At 70.1% G+C, this 23,318-nt stretch carries 20 protein-coding genes; 5 read left to right on the forward strand and 15 right to left on the reverse strand.

The window, feature by feature from the left end:
- The first annotated feature begins 456 nt into the window (after positions 1-456).
- Positions 457-1,764, forward strand: coding sequence for an RNA-guided endonuclease IscB (gene iscB, locus FB157_RS29095; RefSeq protein WP_145883715.1), 1,308 nt, complete (start codon positions 457-459; stop codon positions 1,762-1,764).
- Between the two features lie 34 nt (positions 1,765-1,798).
- Positions 1,799-2,371 (forward strand): cob(I)yrinic acid a,c-diamide adenosyltransferase, encoded by a 573-nt coding sequence (locus FB157_RS29100; RefSeq protein ID WP_145883636.1) that lies wholly within the window; start codon positions 1,799-1,801, stop codon positions 2,369-2,371.
- On the opposite strand, the gene FB157_RS29105 is transcribed toward FB157_RS29100, so the two are convergent.
- Complete coding sequence (locus FB157_RS29105) at positions 2,368-2,937, reverse strand: hypothetical protein (protein ID WP_145883637.1); 570 nt, start codon at positions 2,935-2,937, stop codon at positions 2,368-2,370. The genes FB157_RS29100 and FB157_RS29105 overlap by 4 nt on opposite strands.
- A 151-nt stretch (positions 2,938-3,088) precedes the next feature.
- Here FB157_RS29105 and FB157_RS29110 point away from each other — a divergent pair, with 151 nt between their 5' ends.
- From FB157_RS29110 to FB157_RS29120, 3 genes are all read left to right on the forward strand, one after another.
- A complete protein-coding gene (locus FB157_RS29110; RefSeq protein WP_145883638.1) occupies positions 3,089-4,261 on the forward strand; it encodes a sensor histidine kinase in 1,173 nt (390 codons plus the stop codon).
- Positions 4,258-4,908 (forward strand): response regulator transcription factor, encoded by a 651-nt coding sequence (locus FB157_RS29115; protein WP_145883639.1) that lies wholly within the window; start codon positions 4,258-4,260, stop codon positions 4,906-4,908. The genes FB157_RS29110 and FB157_RS29115 overlap by 4 nt, the downstream gene beginning before the upstream one ends.
- A gap of 126 nt (positions 4,909-5,034) precedes the next feature.
- Complete coding sequence (locus tag FB157_RS29120) at positions 5,035-6,855, forward strand: glycoside hydrolase family 18 chitinase (RefSeq protein WP_145883640.1); 1,821 nt, start codon at positions 5,035-5,037, stop codon at positions 6,853-6,855.
- Positions 6,856-6,860: 5 nt separating this feature from the next.
- Here FB157_RS29120 and FB157_RS29125 read toward each other — a convergent pair whose 3' ends face one another.
- From FB157_RS29125 to FB157_RS29190, 14 genes are all read right to left on the reverse strand, one after another.
- On the reverse strand, positions 6,861-7,307 hold the full coding sequence (locus FB157_RS29125; protein ID WP_145883641.1) for a DUF2550 domain-containing protein: 447 nt from the start codon (positions 7,305-7,307) through the stop codon (positions 6,861-6,863).
- Between the two features lie 138 nt (positions 7,308-7,445).
- The gene (locus tag FB157_RS29130) at positions 7,446-7,823 is read right to left on the reverse strand and encodes a F0F1 ATP synthase subunit epsilon (RefSeq protein WP_094216090.1); all 378 of its coding nucleotides are present in this window, start codon (positions 7,821-7,823) and stop codon (positions 7,446-7,448) included.
- Positions 7,824-7,952: 129 nt separating this feature from the next.
- Complete coding sequence (gene atpD / locus FB157_RS29135) at positions 7,953-9,389, reverse strand: F0F1 ATP synthase subunit beta (protein ID WP_145883642.1); 1,437 nt, start codon at positions 9,387-9,389, stop codon at positions 7,953-7,955.
- Entirely contained in the window at positions 9,389-10,306 is a 918-nt protein-coding gene (locus tag FB157_RS29140; protein ID WP_145883643.1) for a F0F1 ATP synthase subunit gamma, read from the reverse strand. The genes atpD and FB157_RS29140 overlap by 1 nt, the downstream gene beginning before the upstream one ends.
- Before the next feature lie 21 nt (positions 10,307-10,327).
- A complete protein-coding gene (gene atpA / locus FB157_RS29145; protein ID WP_145883644.1) occupies positions 10,328-11,920 on the reverse strand; it encodes a F0F1 ATP synthase subunit alpha in 1,593 nt (530 codons plus the stop codon).
- A gap of 129 nt (positions 11,921-12,049) precedes the next feature.
- A complete protein-coding gene (locus tag FB157_RS29150; protein ID WP_145883645.1) occupies positions 12,050-12,865 on the reverse strand; it encodes a F0F1 ATP synthase subunit delta in 816 nt (271 codons plus the stop codon).
- Positions 12,862-13,407, reverse strand: coding sequence for a F0F1 ATP synthase subunit B (locus FB157_RS29155; protein WP_145883646.1), 546 nt, complete (start codon positions 13,405-13,407; stop codon positions 12,862-12,864). The genes FB157_RS29150 and FB157_RS29155 overlap by 4 nt, the downstream gene beginning before the upstream one ends.
- 41 nt (positions 13,408-13,448) lie before the next feature.
- Entirely contained in the window at positions 13,449-13,691 is a 243-nt protein-coding gene (gene atpE / locus FB157_RS29160; protein WP_097252404.1) for an ATP synthase F0 subunit C, read from the reverse strand.
- An 83-nt stretch (positions 13,692-13,774) separates the two neighbouring features.
- The gene (gene atpB / locus FB157_RS29165; protein ID WP_145883647.1) at positions 13,775-14,605 is read right to left on the reverse strand and encodes a F0F1 ATP synthase subunit A; all 831 of its coding nucleotides are present in this window, start codon (positions 14,603-14,605) and stop codon (positions 13,775-13,777) included.
- A gap of 210 nt (positions 14,606-14,815) precedes the next feature.
- The gene (locus FB157_RS29170; RefSeq protein WP_145883648.1) at positions 14,816-15,256 is read right to left on the reverse strand and encodes a hypothetical protein; all 441 of its coding nucleotides are present in this window, start codon (positions 15,254-15,256) and stop codon (positions 14,816-14,818) included.
- Positions 15,257-15,558: 302 nt separating this feature from the next.
- Positions 15,559-16,686 (reverse strand): flavodoxin-dependent (E)-4-hydroxy-3-methylbut-2-enyl-diphosphate synthase, encoded by a 1,128-nt coding sequence (gene ispG / locus FB157_RS29175; RefSeq protein ID WP_145883649.1) that lies wholly within the window; start codon positions 16,684-16,686, stop codon positions 15,559-15,561.
- Between the two features lie 39 nt (positions 16,687-16,725).
- Positions 16,726-18,600, reverse strand: coding sequence for a 1-deoxy-D-xylulose-5-phosphate synthase (locus FB157_RS29180; protein ID WP_145883650.1), 1,875 nt, complete (start codon positions 18,598-18,600; stop codon positions 16,726-16,728).
- 8 nt (positions 18,601-18,608) lie between these two features.
- A complete protein-coding gene (locus tag FB157_RS29185; protein ID WP_145883651.1) occupies positions 18,609-19,607 on the reverse strand; it encodes a 4-hydroxy-3-methylbut-2-enyl diphosphate reductase in 999 nt (332 codons plus the stop codon).
- Positions 19,604-23,308 (reverse strand): ABC transporter ATP-binding protein, encoded by a 3,705-nt coding sequence (locus tag FB157_RS29190; RefSeq protein ID WP_145883652.1) that lies wholly within the window; start codon positions 23,306-23,308, stop codon positions 19,604-19,606. Before FB157_RS29190 ends, FB157_RS29185 begins: the two co-directional genes overlap by 4 nt.
- Positions 23,309-23,318: the final 10 nt, after the last annotated feature.

Here is a 23,318-nt window from a genome sequence, read left to right on the forward strand (position 1 = left end):
GCGTGACTTTCTGCGCCGATGGACGTTGCTCACAACGCAAGGCACGAGTGTTCGCTCCTAGCTCACGCGTCCACGAAGGTGGAGGCTATGAGTCTGGACGTAACTACGCTGGCCGTGTCACACGTTCCCTGGCTCTATCGGCCAGAGCCTGCCCAGCAGAGCAGGCTCCCGTGTGACCAGCACCAGTCAACTCGCTGAAGGAGGTGACCGAAGTTGGCTACGTTCCACGCAGGACAGCAGACCCACCAGGCCGTGCTTCCTCAGCGGCCTGCTCTGGAATTCGACTCAGCAGACACCCCCGGGAACAGGGACGAAACGGGATTCGAAGGCCGTAAGGCACCCGGCGTAGAACATGTGCGAGGGGAGATCATCGGTGGTTCACCTGCTACCGGTGACGTCACCCCGGCCCGCGAGGGTCGGGAGAAGGGCCGTGAGGCCCGTGCCGTCGATCCGGTCGTGTTCGTACTCGACCGACACGGCCTCCCTATGCAGCCAACCTCGCCGGCCAGGGCGCGGAAGCTGCTCAGCTGCGGGCGGGCGGTGGTGCACCGGCACACTCCCTTCGTGATCCGGCTCAAGGACCGCACCGTCGAGAGATCCCAGGTGGACGGTGTCGAACTGGGGATTGACCCTGGTAGCAAGCACACCGGCCTATCCGTGTTCACGGCCAGGCATGGGAACCGTCGTGGGCTGTACCACGTGGAACTCACCCATAGGGGCGCACAGGTCCGGGACAGTCTGGCCCGACGAGCGAGCTACCGGTGCGGTCGCAGGTCCCGCAACGTGCGGTACCGTCCACCCCGCTTCTGCAACCGTGCCCGACCTGAAGGCTGGCTGCCCCCTTCGTTGCGGCACCGCGTGGACACGACCATGACATGGGCTGTTCGGCTGGCCCGGTGGGCACCTGTGGTCGCGGTTCACGTGGAGTTGGCCGCGTTCGACACCCACGCTCTCAGCGCAGGAAGACCTCTGGAAGGTGTCGAGTACCAGCACGGCACACTGCACGGCACGGAGATCCGTGAGTACCTGTTGGCCAAGTGGGGCCGGGCCTGCGTGTACTGCGGCACTACCGGGGTGCCACTGAACGTCGACCACATCCGGCCGCGCTCACGCGGCGGGTCCAGCCGCGTCGACAACCTGGCTATAGCGTGTGCCCCGTGCAACCAGGCCAAAGGCAGCCATGCCGTGGAGGACTTCCTGCGGCATCGGCCCAAGGTCCTTGCAAGAGTCCTGGCCCAGGCCAAGGCCCCGCTGCGGGACACGGCGGCGATCAACGCCACCCGCTGGGAACTGTTCCATGCGCTTAAAGCCGAGTTCCCCACAGTGGTACATGCCTCTTCAGGCGGCCGCACGAAGTGGAACCGACAACGCGCCCGCCTCCCCAAATCCCACACTCTGGATGCATTGTGTGTCGGCCAGGTCGGCACCGTCGATCAGCACCCGGCAGACGTCCTTGCTGCTACCGCAACCGGGCGCGGCACCTATAGCCGTACCCGTGCCGACGCGTTTGGCTTCCCCCGTCTGCGATTGCCCAGGCAGAAGCGGTTTCACGGTTTCGCCACAGGGGATCTCGTCCGTGCGATCGTCCCCACAGGCACCAAGGCGGGCAGGTACACCGGCCGTGTCGCGGTCCGCACCCGCGGCACGTTCAACATCAGAACGGCCCACGGCACAGTCACCGACATTCATCACCGACACGTCCGTCTCCTCCAGCGGGCCGATGGATACGCCTACATCACAAGGAAGGAGAACACGCGGGCATAACGGCTTGAAGCCGGAATGTTCGCGCAAGTTTCTCATGGTCAATCTGACGCGCATCTACACCAGGACCGGCGACAAGGGCACCACCGCCCTCGGTGACATGAGCCGGGTCACCAAGACCGACCTCAGGATCTCGGCGTACGCCGACGCCAACGAGGCCAACGCGGTGATCGGCACCGCGATCGCGCTGGGCGGCCTGGAGGAGGAGGTCGTCGAGGTCCTCACCCGCGTCCAGAACGACCTGTTCGACGTGGGCGCGGACCTGTCGACGCCGGTGGTGGAGAACCCGGAGTTCCCGCCGCTGCGGGTCGAGCAGTTCTACATCGACCGGCTGGAGGCGGACTGCGACCGCTTCAACGAGCGCCTGGAGAAGCTGCGCTCCTTCATCCTCCCCGGCGGCACCCCCGGCGCGGCCCTGCTGCACCAGGCCTGCACGGTGGTCCGCCGCGCCGAGCGCTCCACCTGGGCGGCCCTCGAGGTGCACGGCGAGCACATGAACCCGCTCACCGCGACCTACCTGAACCGGCTCTCCGATCTGCTGTTCATTCTGGCCAGGACCGCGAACAAGGAGACCGGGGACGTGCTGTGGGTGCCGGGCGGGGAGCGTTAGCGCTCCCGCTCGGAGGCGTCGGCGGCCTCGGTCGCCTCGGGGAGTCTGGGGAACAGCGTGTAGCTCGCGGCGATCACCACGTTGATCCCGATCACCCACACCATCCTCAGCTGCCACGCCCGCAGCGAGCCGGTGTCGCCGTCGTCGCCGACGTACCAGGCCGCGCCCTGCAGCAGGGCGAGGGCGACGAGCGCGGACAGGATCCAGCGGCCCGCGACCTTCCACTCGTGGACGGCGCGGGCCGTGCCGTACTTCGGGGGCTTCACGGGCGGCGGGCCACCGGCGAAGCGGTGGGCGACGCGGGCGTCCGCCCACCTGACCGTGGAACGGCCGAGGCCGGCGGTGAAGCCGATGTAGACGGCGGCGAGGCCGTGCCGCCAGTCGGGTTCCGCGCCGTTCTTGAGGTCGATCGCGGTCACCACGAACAGCACGACCTCCAGCAGCGGCTCGCACAGCAGCAGCGCGAGGCCCGTGCGGGGCATGCGCCACAGGTAGCGGAAGGCCAGCCCGGCGGCCAGCAGCACCCAGAAGGCCACCTCACAGGCGACGATCAACCCGACGATCAAGGCTCTCCCCCTTCGCTCACCCTTCCAGGCTGCCGTCGGCCGGACCGCGCATCATCGTCGGCGCGGGCGAACGCGCCGTAATCGAAAGTTGCAGTCGGGGACCCTTCCCCAGGCGCACGCGTGGTGGCCGCGGGCCGTGTTGGATGGGGTCATGCCCCTCGCACTCCCCCTCCCGCACCGCGACGACCTGCGCATCACCGTGGGCGGACTGCTCGGCGGGGTGCTGCTGTGGGTGCTCGGGATCCACCCGCGCGCGGCCTCGGACCATCTCGTGCTGTGGCAGGCGCCCTGGGCCCCGCTGGTTCCGCTCGTGATGACCGCCGCCTGTGAACCGCTGCGCCGCATCCGGCCGCGTGTCGGCCTGTTGGCCGGCACCGTCGCACTGACCCTGGACACGGTGACCCTCGGCAGTGTCGTCACGGTCGTGCTCTACACCGACCTGGTGTACGCGGCCGTCCTGTACGGCAGCCCCGCCGCCGCCCGGCGGATCCCCTGGATCACCGGGATGCTGACGGTCCTCGGCGGAGTCGTGCCCGCCGCCCTGTGGCGCGACCCGCAGGCGCTGTTGATCGGTGTGGGCGTCGGCGTGGTCGCGTTCGCGCCGGCCTCCACGGCCTGGGTGGTGCGCAACCACCGCGACGCGGCCGAGACGGCCCGGCTGCGCGCCGAACAGACCGCGCTGCTGGCCGAGATGGACCGCACCCAGGCGGTCACCGCCGAACGGGCCCGGTTCGCCCGGGAGTTGCACGACATGGTGGCCAACCACCTGTCGGCGATAGCCATCCACTCGACGGCCGCGCTCTCCCTGGACGACCCGAAGACCTCCATGGACGCGCTGGCGGTCATCCGGGAGAACAGCGTCGAGGGGCTGGCCGAGATGCGGCGGCTGATCGGGATCCTGCGGGACGGCTCCGGCGACCGGGAGCCCGCCGCGTCACCCACGCTCGACGGCCTCGGTGCCCTGGTCGAGGGCGCCCGCTCGAACGGTCTGGAGGTGACCCTCGACGCCGGCCATGACAGCGTGCCCGTGCCGGTCGAGCTGGCCGCCTACCGGATCGTGCAGGAGTCGCTGACCAACGCCCTGAAGCATGCGGCGAAGGGGCGTGTCCATGTCGCCCTGCGGCAGGAGGACGGCACACTTCAGGTGCGGGTGACCAGCCCGTACCGGCCCGGCGACAGCCCTCGTGCCCCCGGCTCCGGCGCCGGTCTCACCGGGATGCGGGAGCGGGCCGCGCTGCTCGGCGGCAGCTTCGAGGCCGGGCCCGAGGGCGGCCGCTGGGCCGTACGCGCCGCTCTTCCGCTCACCGAAGGAGACCCCGCATGAACCGCGCCGTCCGGGTGCTCGTGGCCGAGGACCAGTCCGCCGTACGCGCCGGTCTGGTCCTCATCCTCGGCAGCGCGCCCGACATCGAGGTGGCCGGAGAGGCGGCGGACGGGCAGCAGGCGGTCGAGCTGGCCCGGGAGCTGCGGCCCGACGTGGTGCTGATGGACGTTCAGATGCCGTTGCTGGACGGGGTGTCGGCGACCCGGCAGATCGTCGCGGAAGGGACGGCGGACGTCCTGGTGCTGACCACCTTCGACCTCGACGAGTACGTGTTCGGGGCCCTGCGGGCGGGGGCGGCCGGGTTCCTGCTGAAGAACACCGAGGCGCGCGATCTGCTGGAGGCCGTACGGACGGTGGCGCGCGGCGAGGGGATCGTCGCACCGGCCGTCACCCGGCGGCTGATCGCCGAGTTCGCGGCGAAGCCGGTGCGCGAGCCGACGGCCGACCCGGCCGTGCTGGACAGTCTCACGCGGCGTGAGCGCGAGGTGCTGTCGCGCATCGGCGAGGGGCTGTCCAACGCCGAGATCGCGGCACGGCTGGAGATGGCGGAGGGCACGGTGAAGACGCACGTCAGCCGTCTGCTGGCGAAGCTGGAGCTGCGCAGCCGGGTCCAAGCCGCGGTGCTGGCACAGGAGTTGGGGATCTAGCGGGCCCGTCCGGCAAGTGGTCCAGACCTATTGACCTGTGGTCCAGACCTTTCTATTCTCGCGGCACCGTGGGCGTGAAGGCTCAGTCATGCCCCTGACACCCCCGACACAAGAGGGAGGCGCAGCATGCGCTTCAGACACAGAGCCGCGGCAGGGTTCGCGACCCTGTTGCTCCCCCTGGCCGGCCTGGTCGGCCTCGCGGGCACCGCCCAGGCCGCGACGAACGCCACCGCCACCTACACCAAGTCCAGCGACTGGGGAACCGGCTTCGGCGGTCAGTGGACCATCAAGAACACCGGCACCAGCAGCATCAGTTCCTGGACCGTCGAGTGGGACTTCCCCTCCGGTACGTCGGTCACCTCCGCATGGGACGCGGACGTCACCAACTCCGGTACCCACTGGACCGCCAAGAACAAGTCGTACAACGGCACCCTGGCCCCGGGCGCCACCGTCTCCTTCGGCTTCAACGGCGCCGGTTCCGGCTCGCCGTCCAACTGCAAGCTCAACGGCGACAGCTGCGACGGCACCACGGTCCCCGGTGACGCGGCCCCCTCGGCGCCCGGCACCCCGACCGCGTCCTCCGTCACCGACACCTCGGTGAAGCTCGGCTGGAGCGCGGCCACCGACGACAAGGGCGTCAAGAACTACGACGTGCTGCGCGACGGCAAGGTCGTCGGCACCGTGACGACCACGTCGTACACGGACACCGGCCTCACCGCAGGCACCGACTACTCCTACACCGTGCAGGCCCGCGACACCGCCGACCAGACCGGACCGGTCAGCGGCGCCGTCGCCGTGCACACCACCGGCGGCGGCACCACTCCCCCGCCCACCGGCAACAAGGTCAAGCTCGGCTACTTCACCGAGTGGGGCATCTACGGGCGCAACTACAACGTCAAGAACCTGGTGACGTCCGGCTCGGCGTCGAAGATCACGCACATCAACTACGCCTTCGGCAACGTCACCGGCGGCAAGTGCGCGATCGGCGACTCCTACGCCGACTACGACAAGGCGTTCACCGCCGACCAGTCGGTCAGCGGCGTCGCGGACACCTGGGACCAGCCACTGCGCGGCAACTTCAACCAGCTGCGCGAGCTGAAGGCGAAGTACCCGAACATCAAGGTGCTGTGGTCCTTCGGCGGCTGGACCTGGTCCGGTGGCTTCGGCGAGGCCGCCAAGAACCCGGCCGCGTTCGCGCAGTCCTGCTACGACCTGGTCGAGGACCCGCGCTGGGCCGACGTCTTCGACGGCATCGACATCGACTGGGAGTACCCGAACGCCTGCGGCCTGAGCTGCGACACCAGCGGGGCCGCGGCCTACAAGAACGTGATCGCCGCGCTCCGCGCCAAGTTCGGCTCGAAGAACCTGGTCACCTCGGCCGTCACGGCCGACGGCTCCTCCGGCGGCAAGATCGAGGCCGCCGACTACGCGGGCGCCGCCCAGTACGTCGACTGGTACAACGTGATGACGTACGACTTCTTCGGTGCCTGGGACGCCCAGGGCCCGACGGCCCCGCACTCCCCGCTCACCTCGTACAGCGGCATCCCGAAGGCGGGCTTCACCACCGCCGACGCGATGGCCAAGTACAAGGCGATCGGTGTCCCCGCGAGCAAGCTGCTCATCGGCATCGGCTTCTACGGCCGCGGCTGGACCGGTGTGACGCAGGACGCCCCGGGCGGCACGGCCACGGGTCCCGCGGCCGGCACCTACGAGCAGGGCATCGAGGACTACAAGGTGCTGAAGACGTCCTGCCCGGCGACCGGCACGGTCGCGGGTACGGCGTACGCGCACTGCGGCAGCAACTGGTGGTCGTACGACACCCCCGCCACCATCGCGACGAAGATGGCGTGGGCCAAGAACCAGGGCCTCGGCGGCGCGTTCTTCTGGGAGTTCAGCGGTGACACCAGCAACGGCGAGCTGGTGAGCGCCATCAGCAACAACCTGTAGAACGCCTAAGCAACATTGACGCGCTGACCGGGCGGGGCTGCTTCGAGCCACGCGAGGAAACCGGTCAGCGCGTCTTCGCTCATCGCCAGTTCGAGGCGCGTGCCCCGGTGGGTACAGGCGAGGACCACCGCGTCGGAGAGCAGCGCCAGCTCCTCCTCGCCCTCGGGCAGCCGGCGGCCGGCCACCTCGATGGCGGCGCGCTCCAGCGTGCGGCGCGGGCGGGGGGCGTAGGAGAAGACGCGGTACCACTCGATGCGGTCGCCGTTGTAACGGGCGACGCCGTAGCTCCAGCCCTTGCCGTTGGTGTCCGGTTTCTCGGGCACGTCCCAGCGCAGCGAGCAGTCGAAGGTACCGCCGGAGCGCTGGATCAGTCTGCGGCGCAGTCCGAACAGGAACAGTCCCACCACCACGAGCGCGATCACGATCCCGCACACAGTCAGAGCGAGGACCATCGGCACCGACCTCCTCGTCTCCTAAGCGATGAAACTGAGTAATGAAAAGGAAAAAACACCCACATCTGCCTCAGCCGCGACCGGCACCGGATTGCTCCGGGCCGGCCGCGGCTGAGTGACGTCATACTGCGCGCTGGATCAGCGCGCCGCGGTCGCCGCCCGCAGGCGGACATCCGCACGACGCTCGGCTTCGGCGTCGTCCTCCGCCTTCGCGCGCTCGAGCTCGCGCTCCGTGCGCTGGACATCGATCTCGTCCGACAGCTCGGCGATCTCCGCCAGCAGCGACAGCTTGTTGTCCGCGAACGAGATGAAACCGCCGTGCACCGCGGCGACGACCGTTCCACCATCACTCGTACGGATGGTCACCGGGCCCGACTCCAGCACACCGAGCAGCGGCTGGTGACCGGGCATGACGCCGATGTCGCCGGACGTGGTGCGCGCGACGACCAGGGTGGCCTCACCGGACCAGACCTGGCGGTCGGCGGCGACCAGCTCGACGTGCAGCTCAGCAGCCATGGGTGGCTCCTCGGGTCACCACCCGGCGGTAGTGCCGGGTGTTGGGGTCAATTCTAATGGGCGTGGAGAGAGGGGCTGGACACACCCCGGGAAGGGTGGGTCCGCGCCCCTCTCAGATGAGCGCGAGGCTCAGGAGACGCCCAGCTCCTTGGCGTTGGCCTTGAGGTCCTCGATGCCACCGCACATGAAGAACGCCTGCTCGGGGAAGTGGTCGTACTCACCGTCGCAGATCGCGTTGAACGCGGCGATCGACTCGTCGAGCGGCACGTCCGAGCCGTCCACGCCGGTGAACTGCTTGGCGACGTGGGTGTTCTGGGACAGGAAGCGCTCCACACGACGGGCACGGTGGACAACGAGCTTGTCCTCCTCGCCCAGCTCGTCGATACCGAGGATCGCGATGATGTCCTGGAGGTCCTTGTACTTCTGCAGGATCGTCTTCACGCGCATGGCCGCGTTGTAGTGATCCGCAGCGATGTAGCGCGGGTCCAGGATCCGGGACGTGGAGTCCAGCGGGTCCACGGCCGGGTAGATGCCCTTCTCGGAGATCGGACGGGACAGAACCGTCGTCGCGTCGAGGTGGGCGAAGGTGGTGGCCGGGGCCGGGTCGGTCAGGTCGTCCGCGGGGACGTAGATCGCCTGCATCGAGGTGATCGAGTGACCACGGGTCGAGGTGATGCGCTCCTGGAGGAGACCCATCTCGTCGGCCAGGTTCGGCTGGTAGCCCACCGCGGAGGGCATACGGCCGAGCAGGGTCGACACCTCGGAACCGGCCTGCGTGAAGCGGAAGATGTTGTCGATGAAGAACAGCACGTCCTGCTTCTGGACGTCACGGAAGTACTCGGCCATGGTGAGGCCGGCCAGCGCGACGCGCAGACGGGTGCCCGGGGGCTCGTCCATCTGACCGAAGACCAGGGCGGTCTTGTCGATGACGCCCGAGTCGGTCATCTCCTCGATGAGGTCGTTGCCCTCACGGGTGCGCTCACCGACACCGGCGAACACGGAGACACCGTCGTGGTTGTTGGCGACGCGGTAGATCATCTCCTGGATGAGCACCGTCTTGCCGACGCCGGCACCACCGAACAGACCGATCTTGCCGCCCTTGACGTACGGGGTCAGCAGGTCGATGACCTTGACGCCGGTCTCGAACATCTCGGTCTTCGACTCGAGCTCGTCGAAGTTCGGGGCCTTGCGGTGGATGCCCCAGCGCTCGCCCTCGTACTTCTCGTCGACGTTCAGCACCTCACCGAGGGTGTTGAACACCTTGCCCTTGGTGAAGTCACCGACGGGCACCGTGATGGAGTTGCCGGTGTCGGTGACCGCGGCCTGGCGGACCAGACCGTCGGTGGGCTGCATGGAGATGGTGCGGACCAGGCCGTCGCCCAGGTGCTGGGCGACCTCGAGGGTCAGCGTCTTCTTCTCGCCGGCGTTGGCCGGGTCGGCCACCTCGACGTGAAGGGCGTTGTAGATCTCCGGCATCGCGTCGACGGGGAACTCCACGTCGACGACCGGGCCGATGACCCGGGCGACGCGGCCCGTAGCCGCCGCGGTCTCAACAGTGGTGGTCATTATCGGTCACTCCCCGCGGTCGCGTCGGCCAGGGCGCTCGCGCCACCGACGATCTCGCTGATTTCCTGGGTGATTTCGGCCTGGCGGGCCGCGTTGGCAAGACGGGAGAGCGTGTTGATCAGCTCGCCCGCGTTGTCGGTGGCCGACTTCATCGCGCGCCGCGTGGCGGCGTGCTTCGAAGCGGCCGACTGGAGCAGCGCGTTGTAGATACGGCTTTCCACGTAGCGCGGCAGCAGGGCGTCGAGGACGTCCTCCGCCGAGGGCTCGAAGTCGTACAGCGGGAGGATCTCGCCCGTGGGGACGGCCTCTTCCGCGACCTCTTCGAGACGCAGCGGCAGCAGCCGTGCGTCGAGCGCGGTCTGCGTCATCATCGAGACGAACTCGGTGTAGACGATGTGGAGTTCGTCCACGCCGCCCTCGGCCGAGTCCTTCTCGATGGCCTCGATCAGAGGCTCCGCCACCTTCTTGGCGTCCGCGTACGACGGCTCGTCGGTGAAGCCCGTCCACGACTCCGAGATCTTGCGCTCACGGAAGTTGTAGTGGGCGACACCACGGCGGCCGACGATGTACGTGTCCACCTGCTTGCCCTCGCGCTCCAGGCGCTCGGTCAGCTGCTCCGCCGCCTTGATGGCGTTGGAGTTGAAGGCGCCGGCCAGACCGCGGTCGCTCGTGAGGAGCAGGACCGCGGCACGGGTCGGGTTCTCCGCCTCCGTGGTGAGCGGGTGCTTGGTGTTCGAACCCGTACCGACCGCCGTGACCGCGCGCGTCAGCTCGGTCGCGTACGGCGTGGAGGCCGCCACCTTGCGCTGCGCCTTGACGACGCGCGAGGCGGCGATCATCTCCATCGCCTTCGTGATCTTCTTGGTCGCGCTGACGGATCGGATGCGACGCTTGTAGACCCGGAGCTGGGCTCCCATGAGTCAGGTCCCTTCCTTACGTCACTTGGCGGCAGCGGCAGGAACGTCCTCGCCGAGCAGCTTGCCGTCCGAGGTCTCGAACTGCTTCTTGAACTCCGCGATGGCGTCGTCGATCGCCTGGATGGTGTCGTTCGACATCTTGGCGCCCTCGCGGATCGAGGTGAGCAGGCCCGACTCCTTGCGGTGCAGGTAGTCCAGCAGCTCCTTCTCGAAGCGGCGGATGTCGACGACCGGAACGTCGTCCATACGGCCGTTGGTGCCGGCCCAGACGGAGACGACCTGGTCCTCGGTGGCCATCGGCTGGTACTGGTCCTGCTTCAGCAGCTCGACCATGCGCTGACCGCGCTCCAGCTGCTGCTTCGACGCGGCGTCCAGGTCGGATCCGAAGGCGGCGAACGCCTCCAGCTCACGGAACTGGGCGAGGTCCACGCGGAGACGGCCGGAGACCTGGCGCATCGCCTTGTGCTGCGCGGAACCACCGACTCGGGAGACGGAGATACCGACGTTCAGCGCGGGACGCTGACCGGCGTTGAACAGGTCCGACTCCAGGAAGCACTGGCCGTCGGTGATGGAGATGACGTTGGTCGGGATGAACGCCGAGACGTCGTTGGCCTTGGTCTCGACGATCGGCAGACCGGTCATCGAGCCGGCACCCATGTCGTCGGAGAGCTTGGCGCAGCGCTCCAGCAGACGGGAGTGCAGGTAGAAGACGTCACCCGGGTAGGCCTCACGGCCCGGCGGGCGGCGCAGCAGCAGGGACACGGCGCGGTAGGCGTCGGCCTGCTTCGAGAGGTCGTCGAAGATGATGAGGACGTGCTTGCCCTCGTACATCCACTGCTGACCGATGGCCGAACCGGTGTACGGCGCCAGGTACTTGAAGCCGGCCGGGTCGGACGCCGGGGCGGCGACGATGGTCGTGTACTCCAGGGCGCCGTTCTCCTCCAGCGCGCGGCGCACGCCGGCGATGGTGGAGCCCTTCTGGCCGATGGCGACGTAGATGCAGCGGACCTGCTTCTTCGGGTCGCCCGAGCGCCAGTTGTCGCGCTGGTTGATGATCGTGTCGACGGCCAGGGCGGTCTTGCCGGTCTGGCGGTCACCGATGATCAGCTGACGCTGACCACGGCCGATCGGGGTCATCGCGTCGACGGCCTTGTAGCCCGTCTCCATCGGCTCGTGCACCGACTTGCGCTGCATGACCGTGGGGGCCTGCAGCTCGAGGGCGCGGCGGCCGGACGTCTCGATCTCGCCGAGGCCGTCGATCGGGTTGCCGAGCGGGTCGACGACACGGCCGAGGTAGCCCTCGCCGACCGCGACGGAGAGGACCTCACCGGTACGCGTGACCGGCTGACCCTCCTCGATGCCACTGAACTCACCGAGGACGATGGCACCGATCTCGCGCTCCTCGAGGTTGAGGGCGAGGCCGAGGGTGCCGTCCTCGAACTTCAGCAGTTCGTTGGCCATGGCCGAGGGCAGGCCCTCGACCTTCGCGATGCCGTCGCCGGCAAGGGTGACCGTACCGACCTCCTCGCGCGAGGCCGCGTCCGGCTTGTACGACTGGACAAAGTTCTCCAGCGCGTCCCGGATCTCCTCCGGCCGGATCGTGAGCTCCGCCATCTGGGTTCCCTGCTCTCCTTGTTGGGCCCGAAGTTTCGGTGGGGGTCTGGGGGCGACCCCCAGGAATCCTCTTCACGGCCCAACCAGGGCCGTAAGTACGTACTGCTTTTCTCGAATGCCGAGGTGCTGCTAGCTCGCCATGCGGCGGGCCGCGTCCTCCAGCCGGTCCGCGAGGGAACCGTTGATGACCTCGTCACCGACCTGCACCCGGATCCCGCCGACGACCTCGGGGTCGACGTCCAGGTTGAGGTGCATCCGGCGGCCGTAGAGCTTGGTCAGGGCGGCGCCGAGGCGCTGCTTCTGGCCGTCGCTCAGCGGCACCGCCGAGGTGACGACGGCGACCATGCGGTCCCGGCGCTCGGCGGCGAGCTTGGACAGGGACTCCAGTCCCGATTCCAGGCTACGTCCACGCGGCGCGGTCACGAGGCGCGTCACCAGACGCTCGGTGGCGGGCTTGGCCCGGCCGCCGAGGAGCCGGTGCAGCAGCTCGACCTTGGCCGAGGCGCTCGCGGAGCGGTCGGTGAGCGCTGCGCGCAGCTCGGTGTTCGAGGCGACGATCCGGCCGAACCGGAACAGCTCGTCCTCGACGTCGTCGAGCGTGTTCGCCTTCTCCGCCGCCGTGAGGTCGGCGATGTTCGCCAGCTCCTCCAGCGAGTCCACCAGGTCACGCGACTGCGACCAGCGGGAACGGACCATGCCGGACACGACGTCGACCGTGGTCTCGCCGACCTGGCCGCCGATGAGGCGCCGGACCAGCTCGGCCTTGGCCTCACCGGGCTGCGCCGGGTCGGTGAAGACCCGACGCAGGCTGGGCTCGCGGTCGAGCAGCGCGGTGACGGCCGCCAGCTCGTCCGCGAGCTGGACGGCGTCCACGGACGTGGAGTCCGTCAGCGCGTCGAGACGCTCACGTGCGGCTGCCAGGGCCTCGCGGCTCGCTCCGTTCATCGCGTGGCCTCGGCCTTCTCCTCGAGCTCGTCGAGGAAGCGGTCGATCACACGGCTCTGCCGGGCGTGGTCCTCGAGGGACTCACCGACGAGCTTGCCGGCCAGGTCGGTGGCGAGCTTGCCGACGTCCTGACGCAGGGCGCCCGCGGCAGCCTTGCGGTCGGCCTCGATCTGGGCGTGACCGGCGGCGACGATCTCCTCGCGCTGCCGCTGGCCCTCGGCCCGCATCTCGGCGATGAGGGCGGCACCCTGCTCCTGCGCCTCCTGGCGCAGGCGCGCGGCCTCGTGCCGGGCCTCGGCGAGCTGGGCCTTGTACTGCTCGAGGACGCTCTGGGCCTCGGTCTGCGCGGCCTCGGCCTTCTCAATACCGCCCTCGATGGCCTCGCGACGCTCTTCCAGAACCTTGTTGATGGTCGGGAGGAGCTTCTTGGCGAGGAAGATGAAGACGATGGCGAAAGCAATCAGGCCGATGACAAGCTCTGGGATCTCGGGGATCAGAGGATTCTGCTCCTCTGTCGCCGCCAGCGTTACCAGGGCGTTCACATCAGTGCCTTCCGTCTAAGGGAGTTGCGTCGAAGCGCGCTTCAGCTACGGAAGAGGAAGCCCATGACGATACCGATCAGCGCCAGGGCCTCACAGAAGGCGAAACCCATGATCTGGTTGGCGCGGATCAGACCGGCAGCCTCGGGCTGGCGGGCGAGGGCCTGGGTGCCGTTACCGAAGATGATGCCGACGCCGATGCCGGGGCCGATCGCAGCGAGGCCGTAGCCGACCGAACCGAGGTTGCCGGAGAGGCCGTCAGCGGCGAGGGTCTGGAGAGCGGACATGCCGGTTCTTCCTTCTCTTCTTTACGCGTACCGGTGGGGGTTGGCCACCGGACAGTCAGGTTGGACAGGGAGGGCGAGGAGGCTCAGTGGTGCTCGGCGAGAGCGCCCTGAACGTAGTTGCAGGCGAGGAGTACGAAGACGTACGCCTGAACAGCCTGGATGAAGAGCTCGAACGCCGTGAGCAGCACGGTCATCACGAACGAGGCGCCAGCGTAGATGATGCCGACTCCGTTCAGCAGGTACCAGCTGCCGATGGTGAAGGTCAGCAGCAGCAGGTGGCCGGCGAACATGTTCGCGAACAGTCGGACCGCGTGCGTGAAGGGGCGGATCAGGACGTTCGAGAAGAAGTCGATGATCACGATCACCGGCAGTACGGCGCCGAGCGACTTGTCGTAACCGGTGATGTTCTTCAGACCGCCGAGGAACCCGTGCTTCTTGAACGTCAGGAACATCCACAGGATGTAGACGATGGCCGCCAGCCCTGCCGGGAAGGCGATCATGGAGGTCACGGGGAACTGTGCCAGCGGGATCACGGACCACAGGTTCATGATCCAGATGAAGAAGAACAGCGACACCATGAGGGGTACGTACTTCTCGCCCTCGCGCTTGCCCAGCGTCTCGTAGACGATGCCGCGGCGGACGAAGTCGTACCCGGCCTCACCGATCATCTGGAGCTTGCCCGGCACGAGCTTGGGCCTGGCGAACGCGGCCCAGAAGAAAGCGACGATCGCGACCGTGCCCAGCAGGGCCAGCAGCATCGGCTTGTTGAACTCGAACCCGCCGACAGTGAAGAGCGGCTTGAAGACAAAGGAATGCAGGCCGGGAGCCGGGAATCCACATCCGGTGAAGATGTGACAGTCGGACTCGAAGGCGAGCACCTGCGTCGGGTCAGCACTCACCGCGGGCTCCTTCATCGTGGCGCATAGATACGGCAACCTCGTTGTGTCGGCGCGACGCGGGGCCGCGGTTCGGCACGGGACTGGTGTTACGGATGTGGGGGCGGCTGTGGGGCATCTCGCCTCGCGATTGAACAGGCGTCAGCTCAGATGCCCGCGCCCGCGATGCCGCAGTTGGCACCGGACGATAGCAGCATCTCCTGCGTGCCTTTATCCCGGCCCTACCTCTCACCGTGAGTGCCCTGTCTTCTCGGGCTTGTCGCCCGTCGACGAGGCATCAGGTTCGACGTAGAGAATCTTGGCCTTCATGTGGGCACGGGTCTGCGCGACGATCCACGCCAGAGTGGTGACCACGAGAACGATGGCGAAGACACGGGGATTGAACAGGTTCGTGTCCTTGAACACGGCCACGAAGACGACCAGCAGGAGCAACTGGGCCGTGTAGAGCATCAGCCCCATGCCCTGGAAGAGCTGCGGAAGCGACTTCGCGATGCGCTGCAGAACGTAGAGACCGGACCCCATGAAGAGGCACACGACCGCCGTCGCGACGACAGCCCCGATCGCCCCCTTGCCGCCCGCGACCACTGCGCTGACGACGACGCAGAGTGCGCCGACGACAGCCGTGGGTACGGCGGCCTGGGCCAGGATCCGGGCGTCATTGGACGGCATGGCGGCAACTCCGCTTTCACAGGGGGGCAGGTGTCGTCATGGACGAGCGTAGTCCCGGGCTGAGTGATCGAGACCTCACGCCATTGGACCGACGCACTTCGGTCCTTCGGCTCTATCCGGGGTTCTCGTGAACCGTATCACAAACTATTTGATGAGGTCTTTACCTGGTAGGTGTGCGCGCTGTCACACATGAGTGTGACAGCGCGCGTCTGTGCAAAAACTGGGGTGTCTTGTCTGGTATTAGGGCCCTTTGCTCCCCCACGACTTGGCAATGCTCTAGTCAGATTCTTACCCTTGCCGAGCTACTCGGTCCCGGCCTCCTCCGCTGACGCGGCCAGCTTGAGAGCCTCCTCGATCAGGGTCTCCGCGATCTTGGATTCGGGCACGGTCCGCACGACCTCGCCCCGGACGAAGATCTGCCCCTTGCCGTTGCCGGAGGCCACACCCAGGTCCGCCTCCCGGGCCTCGCCCGGTCCGTTGACCACACATCCCATCACCGCGACCCGCAGCGGGACGTCCATGCCCTCCAGGGCGGCGGTCACCTCCGCGGCCAGGCGGTAGACGTCCACCTGGGCCCGGCCGCACGACGGACAGGAGACGATCTCCAGCTTGCGCGGGCGCAGCTCCAGCGCCTGCAGGATCTGGATGCCGACCTTGACCTCCTCCACCGGCGGCGCCGACAGCGACACCCGGATCGTGTCGCCGATGCCCTGCCGGAGCAGGGCGCCGAAGGCCACGGCCGACTTCACCGTGCCCTGGAAGGCGGGGCCGGCCTCGGTGACGCCCAGGTGCAGGGGGTAGTCGCACGCCTCGGCCAGCAGTTCGTAGGCGCGGATCATCACCACCGGGTCGTTGTGCTTCACGGAGATCTTCAGATCGTGGAAGTCGTGCTCCGCGAAGAGGGACGCCTCCCACAGCGCGGACTCCACCAGCGCCTCGGGGGTCGCCCTGCCGTGCTTGGCCAGCAGGCGGGCGTCCAGCGAACCGGCGTTGACCCCGATCCGGATCGGGGTGCCCCGGTCCTTGGCCGCGCGGGCGATGGCCGCCACCTGGTCGTCGAACTTCCTGATGTTGCCCGGGTTCACCCGGATCCCGGCGCAGCCGGCGTCGATGGCGGCGAAGACGTACTTCGGCTGGAAGTGGATGTCGGCGACGACCGGCAGGGACGACTTGGCCGCGATGACGGGCAGCGCCTCCGCGTCGTCCTGCGACGGGCACGCGACCCGGACGATGTCGCAGCCCGCCGCCGCCAGCTCGGCGATCTGCTGGAGGGTCGCGTTCACGTCGGCCGTGACCGTCGTGGTCATCGACTGCACCGAGACGGGGAAGTCTCCGCCGACGCCCACCGGGCCCACGTGCAGCGCACGGGTCCTGCGGCGCTCCCCCAGGGTCTGCGGCGGTACGGCGGGCATTCCGAGCTGGACCGTCATTCTCCTCGTTCCCTCCTGGTCGGCGTGGTGACGCTGGTGTCACTGGTCACCGTGGTGCCCCTGATGTGAAGTGGTGCCCGTGGTGTGTTTGCTGTCCGTGGTACCTGCGGGGCCGGTGGTGTCCCCGGGGCCGTCCAGCGCGCGCAGGGCCGTGCGGAGGATCCCCTCGGCCGTCAGACCCGCGCGGGCCAGGATGTCCTCGCGCCGGCCCTGGGCCAGGAACCGCTGGGGCAGCCCCATGACCTGGACCGGGCGGCGGGCGCCGGCGTCCGCGAGCGCCTGGGCCAGGGCGGCCCCGGCACCGCCGGACCGGCCGCTGTCCTCGACGCTGACCACCGCCCGGTGCGCGAGCCCCAGGTCGATCAGGGCGGGTGCGACCGGCTGGATCCAGCGCGGGTCCACCACGGTGACGCCCACACCGCGCTCGCGCAGCAGCTCCGCGGCGGCCAGGCAGACGGGGGCGAGCGGGCCGACGGACACCAGCAGCACGTCGGGGTCCGCGCCGGAGCGGTGCAGCACGTCCAGGCCGGCGACCGTGTCGAGGGCGGGTACGGGGTCGGCCGCCGCGCCCTTGGGGAAGCGCACCGCGGTGGGCGCGTCGTCGACCGCGACGGCCTCCCGCAGCGCACGGCGCAGGGTCTCCGCGTCGCGCGGAGCGGCCACCCGCAGCCCGGGCACGAGCTGGAACAGGGACAGGTCCCACATGCCGTTGTGCGACGGGCCGTCGTCGCCGGTGGCCCCGGCCCGGTCCAGGACGAAGGTGACCGGCGCGCGGTGCAGCGCGACGTCCATGAGCAGCTGGTCGAAGCCGCGGTTGAGGAAGGTGGCGTAGACGGCCACGACCGGGTGCACGCCGCCGAGCGCGAGTCCGGCGGCCGCGGTGACGGCGTGCTGCTCCGCGATGCCCACGTCGAAGGTCCGCTCGGGGAAGCGCCGGGCGAAGGTGGTGAGCCCGGCCGGCTCCAGCATGGCCGCGGTGAGGGCGACGAGGTCGCTCCGGCGCTCGCCGAGGTCGGCCAGCTCCGCCTCGAACACCGAGGTCCAGGACGGCCGGGGCGCCACCCGGGCGGCGCCCGCGGCGGGCCGGGCGCGGACCACGTGGCAGCGGTCGGCCTCGTTCTGCTCGGCCGGGGCGTGTCCGCGTCCCTTCTGGGTCACGCAGTGCACGACCACGGGCCGGCCCAGCGCGACGGCCCGCCGCAGCGCCTCCTCCAGGGCTTCGACGTCATGGCCGTCGACGGGACCCAGCTGGGCCAGCCCCAGGTTCTCGAACAGGCCGGGCAGTCCGGGGTCCCGGTCGCCGGCCCGGCGGGCCGCGAGGTGCTCAGCTATGCCGCCGACGGTCGGCGCGTAGCTGCGGCCGTTGTCGTTGAGCACGATCACGACGGGGCGGTGCGGTGCCGCCGCGATGTTGTTCAGCGCCTCCCAGGCCATACCGCCGGTGAGGGCGCCGTCGCCGATCACGGCGACGACGCTGCGGTCGGTGACCCCGCGCAGCGCGTGCGCCCGGGCCAGTCCGTCGGCGTACGACAGGACGGTCGAGGCGTGGGAGTTCTCGATGACGTCGTGCGCCGACTCCTCGCGCGAGGGGTATCCCGACAGGCCCTCGGGCCGGCGCAGCGCGTCGAAGGCGCCGGCGCGGCCGGTGAGGATCTTGTGCACGTAGGTCTGGTGGCCGGTGTCCCACAGGAGCGTGTCCCGGGGCGAGTCGAAGACGCGGTGCAGGGCGAGGGTCAGTTCCACCACGCCCAGGTTGGGCCCGAGGTGGCCTCCGGTGCGGCCGACCTTGTCGACGAGGAAGCCGCGGATCCGGGCCGCGAGTTCCTCGACCTGTGCCGTGGTCAGGTCGCGCAGGTCCGCGGGGCCGCGCAGCTCGGTCAGCGGGGCGAGGGGCCGTTCGATACTGGTCGTCATGGGGGTCCTCACCGGTTCTCGTCGGCCAGCGGGGTGCGCGGGGCCCGCCCGGTGACCGGGTCGGCCAGTCGCGAGGGCATGGCGAAGACCACGTCCTCCGGGGTCCCGTCGTCCGTGCGGACGTCGGCGAGCCCGAGCTCGGTCAGGCGGTCCACCAGGCCGCGCACCAGGATCTCCGGCGCGCTGGCGCCGGCACTGATGCCGACCGTGCCGACCGACTCCAGCCAGCGCTCGTCCAGGTGCGTCACGTCGGGGACCAGATGGGCGGAGCAGCCCTCGCGGCGGGCGACCTCGACCATCCGCAGCGAGTTGCTGGAGTTCTCGGAGCCGACGACGAGCACCAGGTCGCAGGAGCGGGCCAGGGCCTTCACGGCGTTCTGCCGGTTCTGGCTCGCGTAGCAGATGTCGTCGCCGTGCGGGCCGACGATGTCGGTGAAGCGCCGGTGCAGGGCCTGGACGACCTCGGCGGTCTCGTCGAAGGACAGGGTGGTCTGGGTCAGGTACGCCACCGGGGTGTCGTCGGGAAGGTCCAGCCGCGCGACGTCCTCGGCGCTCTCCACGACCAGGGTCCTCGCGGGCGCCTCACCGCGGACCCCCTCGACCTCCTCGTGGTCCTCGTGTCCGACCAGCAGGATGGTGCGCCCGTCACGGGCGTAGCGGACCGCCTCCTGGTGCACCTTGGCCACCAGCGGGCAGGTGGCGTCGATGACGTCGAGCCGCCGTGCGGCCGCGCCCGCCCGCACCTGCGGGGAGACGCCGTGGGCGGAGAAGACGCACACGGCGCCCTCGGGCACCTCGTCCTCGCTGTCCACGAAGACCGCGCCGCGGCGCCGCAGTTCACCGACGACGTGGTGGTTGTGCACGATCTCCTTGCGGACGTACACGGGCGCGCCGTACAGGTCCAGGGCGCGCTCGACGATGCCGATGGCGCGCCGTACGCCCGCGCAGAAGCCGCGGGGTTCGGCCAGGAGGACGCGCCCGCGGGGCGTCGTCTGCTCGGTGGTCATAGGGGCCTTCCTTGCGTCTGGAGTTCTGTCCGGGGGTGCGCCTCGTGGGCGCGCCACAGGGCGGCGTAGTGACCGCCCAGCGCGAGGAGTTCGGTGTGCGTTCCGTCCTCGCACACGCGGCCGTCCCGCAGGACGAGCACGCGGTCGGCACGGGCCGCCAGGGCGAGCCGGTGGGTGATGACCAGCGTGGTGCGCCGGGCCGCGAGCCGGTCGGTGGCCGCGTCGACCATGGCCTCGGTGGCGGGGTCCAGGGCGGACGTCGCCTCGTCTAGGAGCAGGACCGCGGGCGCGGCCAGCCGGGTCCGGGTGAGGGCGATCAGCTGGCGCTGGCCCACGGAGAGGTTGCCTCCGCCCTCGGTGAGCCGGTGGCGGTAGCCGTGGGGCAGCGCGGTGATGAAGGAGTGGGCGCCGGTCATCCGGGCCGCCGTCTCGACCTCGTCGTCCGTGGCGTCGGCACGCCCGTAGGCGATGGCGTCCCGGACGGTTCCGGCGAACAGGTACGGCTCCTGGGGGATGAGGCCGAGCCGTTGCCGGTAGGCGCTCAGGTCGAGCTCGCGTACGTCCTGCCCGTCGACGAGGACGGCGCCGGCGGTGGGGTCGTAGAACCTCGCGACCAGTTTCAGCAGGGTCGACTTGCCCGACCCGCTCTCGCCGACGACGGCCACCCGCTGCCCGGCGGGGATCCGGACGCTCAGGCCGGTCAGGGCGGCCGCCCGGCGTGCCACGCGGCCCGCGGTGTCCTGCGTGCCGTCCGCGTACCGGAAGTGGACGTCGTGGAGGACGATCTCGCCGCTCAGCGGGCCCACGGGGCGGGGTCGCGCGGCCTGCGGTGTGCCGGTGGGCAGCCGCAGCAGCTCGTCGATCCGGTCGAGGGAGACCCGTGCCTGCTGGAAGGTGTCGTACAGCTGGGAGATCTGCTGGACGGGGAGGAAGAACAGCTCCAGGTACAGCAGGTAGGCGACGAGTGTGCCCGCGCTCATGGAGCCGTCCCGGACCTGGTGCGCCCCGTAGGCCAGCAGGCCGGCCGCGCAGACGGCGGCCAGGCACTCGATGAAGGGGAAGTACAGGGCCATCAGGTACTGCGAGCGGATCCGTGCCCGCCGGACGGCGTCGCTGTGTGCGGCGAACCGGCGCAGGAACGCCTCCTCCTGGCGGAACGCCTGGATGACGGGCATGCCCTGCGCGCCTTCCTGCAGGGCGGCGTTGACCGTGGCGGTCCGCTCCCGCGCCAGCCGGTAGGCGACCAGCGACCGGCGGCGGAACACGGCCGTGGCCAGGTACAGGGCGGGCAGCAGAAGCAGGGCCGCCAGGAGCAGGACGGGGTTGGCGACCAGCAGGACGACCAGTACCCCGCCCATGGTCAGCAGGCCGGCGAGGAAGCCCGTCAGCCCTGTCTGCAGGAACCCGGAGACGGCGTCCACGTCGGTGGTCATCCGGGTGAGGGTCCGGCCGTCGGCCTCCCGCTCGTAGTGGTCCAGGCCCAGCCGGTGCAGCTGGGCGGCCATGCGGACTCGCAGGGCGTACAGCAGGCGTTCGCCGGTGCGTCCGGTGACCCGCAGGGAGCCGCGCTGGACCAGCCAGCGCAGCAGCGTGACGGCCAGGGCGGCGGCGCACGCCGCGGCCAGCGCGGCGGGAGCCGCCCCGTCGGTGATGCTCTCGATGCCCCGGCGCACGGCGTAGGGCTGGGCGAGACCGCACAGGACGTCGGCGGACACCAGGACCAGGCCTGCCGCGAGCGGCAGCCGGAAGCCCCGGGTGAGCCTGCGGAGCCCGAACGTGCCGCCGACGTCACGGGCCAGCGCGTCCTCGTCCACCGCCGGGTCCTCGTCCTCACCGGAGGGCCCGGACGTGGACGCGGAGGCAGATGCGGACGCGGAGGCAGGCGCGGAGGCGGACGCGGACCGCGTGTGCGGGCCGGCCGCGGGACCGGTCGGCGGCGCGGGCCGGGCGGACGGCTCGGCCGGAGCCGCGTCGAAGTGGGCACGGTAGAGGGCGCAGCGGGCGTGCAGTTCGTCGTGGGTACCGAGGTCGGCGAGCCGGCCGCGGTCCAGCACGGCTATGCGGTCGGCCAGGGCCAGGGTCGATCTGCGGCGTGCGACCACGAGCGTCGTACGGCCGTCGGCGTGGACGCGCAGGCCCTCGTGGATCGCCCCCTCCACGGCGGGGTCCACCGCGGAGGTCGCGTCGTCGAGGATCAGCAGACGGGGCCTCAGGAGCAGGGCGCGGGCCAGGGCGAGGCGTTGGCGCTGGCCGCCGGAGAGGGTCCGGCCCCGTTCGCCGACCTCGGTCAGGTAGCCGTCGGGAAGGGCCGAGACGAAGCCGTCGGCCTGGGCGAGCCGTGCCGCCTCACGTATCTCGTCGTCGTCCGCGCCGGGGCGGCCCAGCGCGATGTTGTCGCGGATGCTCCCGGCGAACAGGAGACTCTCCTCCGGCACCAGGGCGAGGGAGGCACGCAGCGATTCCAGGCTCAGTTCGCGTACGTCCGTGCCGCCGATCCGGACGGCGCCCGTGCGCGCCTCGTGGAACCGGGCCGGGAGCAGGGCGAGCGTGGACTTGCCGGACCCCGGCCCGCCGACGACGGCGACCGTCTCGCCTGGTTCGATCCGCAGCGACAGGTCGTCGAGCACGGGGCGGTCGGGCGTGTACCGGAAGCCGACGTGGTCGAACTCGACGGCCAGGGGCCCGTCGTCGGGCAGTCGGGCGGCGCCGTCCGCGCGCCGCGGCGGTGCGTCGGTCAGCTCCAGCACGCGGGCGACGGCGGCCGTGGCCTGCTGGACGGAGTTCGCCAGACCCGCCAGGATGCCCAGCGGACCCGCCAGCTGGATGAGGTACATCGAGAAGGCGACGAACGTGCCGAGGCTCAGCCGGCCCCCGGCCGCCGCCCAGCCGCCGAGGGCCAGGACGGCGATCTGGGCGAGCGCCGGTACGGCCTGCAGCGGCGGCTGGTAGCGGGCGACCAGCCGGGTGACGCGCATGCGCGCGGCGTACAGCCGCCGGGCAGCCGCCGTGTACCGGGCGGTCTCCCGCTCCTCGCGGCCGAAGGCCTTGACGAGTTGGACGCCGGCGACGGAACTCTGTACGACGCCCGCGGCGGTGGCCGCCCGGTCCTGGGCCTGCCAGGTGGCGGCCAGCAGCTGCGGGTGGCTGCGCCGGGCCAGGGCCCACAGCACGGGGACCATGAGCAGGCTCACCGCCGTCAGCGGCAGGGAGAGCACGGCCATCACGGCGAGCACCCCGACGACGGTGGTGACGTGGGAGACCACGGCGGGCAGCATGGCGACCAGGCTGTGCACCCCGTTCAGGTCGACCGTGGCGCGGCCCATGAGCTGCCCGGGGCCCAGGTCCTGCTGTCCGGGCCCGTCCGGGCGGGACACCGCCCGGAACAGTGCCACGCGCAGATCGTGCTGGACGTCGGCGGCGAGCCGGCTGGCGTGGAAACGGCGCAGAAAGGTCAGCGCGTACCGGGCCGCGGCGACGGCCAGCAGCAGGATCGTCCAGGGGAGCAGGGGGCGCTCGCCCGCGACGACCACGTCGTCCAGCACGATCTGGGTGATCAGCGGCACCGCGACGCTCGTCGCCGTGGCGCCCACGGCGCCGGCCAGCGACTGCGCCAGGGCCCCGCGGTGACGGAGACAGTGGCCGAGCAGGCGCCGCAGGGGACGGCCGCGGGGGGCTTCCGCGTCAACAGCGGGTGGCGCCACGTCGGTTCCT

It is taken from the genome of Streptomyces sp. BK340, from assembly GCF_007827595.1.
Taxonomy (GTDB): Bacteria; Actinomycetota; Actinomycetes; order Streptomycetales; family Streptomycetaceae; genus Streptomyces.